At 69.1% G+C, this 712-nt stretch carries 2 protein-coding genes; both read right to left on the bottom strand.

The features are described 5' to 3' along the window. Window positions 1-432, bottom strand: a 432-nt coding sequence (locus DAI20_RS19470; RefSeq protein ID WP_205781502.1) for a DegT/DnrJ/EryC1/StrS family aminotransferase, incomplete at its 3' end; no start/stop codon positions are given. A gap of 10 nt (window positions 433-442) precedes the next feature. Next, the coding region (locus tag DAI20_RS19465; RefSeq protein WP_108252887.1) for a DMT family transporter at window positions 443-712 on the bottom strand (270 nt) is incomplete at its 5' end.

Here is a 712-nt window from a genome sequence, read left to right as displayed (position 1 = left end):
GATCACCCAGGCACCGGCGCCGCGTGCGACCTCGCAGGCCAGCTCGACGTCGGCGATGCGACCGCCCAGATGGGTGGGCAGGATCGCCAGCGTGCGCGCATCGGCCAGACGCCTGAGCTGGCCGGGGGCGAAGTCGAAATGGTCGCGCCGGGTATCGCACAGCTGCACCCGCAGACCCAGGCTGTGCACCGCGATCGGCACCAGCGGGCAGGTATAGGCCGGCATGATCACGGTGTCGCGCTTTGGCGCACGCTTGCGCAGCGTGCGCAGGGCGATCAGCAGCGCGTGCGTGCCGGAACAGGTCAGCTGCAGCGGCGGTGTGCCGAGTTGGCTGGCCAGGATGTCACGCAGGTCGCCGCCACCGGGAAGGAAATCGCTGGCCTGCATCGGCAGGCCGGCGGTTGGTGGCAGTTCGCGCGCGAACAGGCTCATCGCAGCGCGCTCACGTCGTGGTTTCGGCAGGGCTGTGCGGGTCGTCCGCCTCGGCGCGGCCGAGGCAGACGATGCCGGCCACGATCAGTACTGCACCGAGCAGATGGTGCAGGGTCAGCGGCTCGTTCAACAGCCACGCCGACAGCAGCAGCACGCTGATCACTTCCAGGTGCGAGGCAGCAAAGGCGGGACCGATCGGCGCATGGCGCAGCAGGCTCATCCAGGTGAAGAATGCACCCACGTAGCCGAGGATGGCGCCGTAAACCCACGGCTGCGACAG

The sequence above is a fragment of the Planctomonas deserti genome (genome assembly GCF_003067705.1).
Classification (GTDB): Bacteria; Actinomycetota; Actinomycetes; order Actinomycetales; family Microbacteriaceae; genus Planctomonas; species Planctomonas deserti.
Note: the sequence above shows the minus strand (reverse complement) of the source record. Positions and strands in the feature narration are given on the sequence as shown.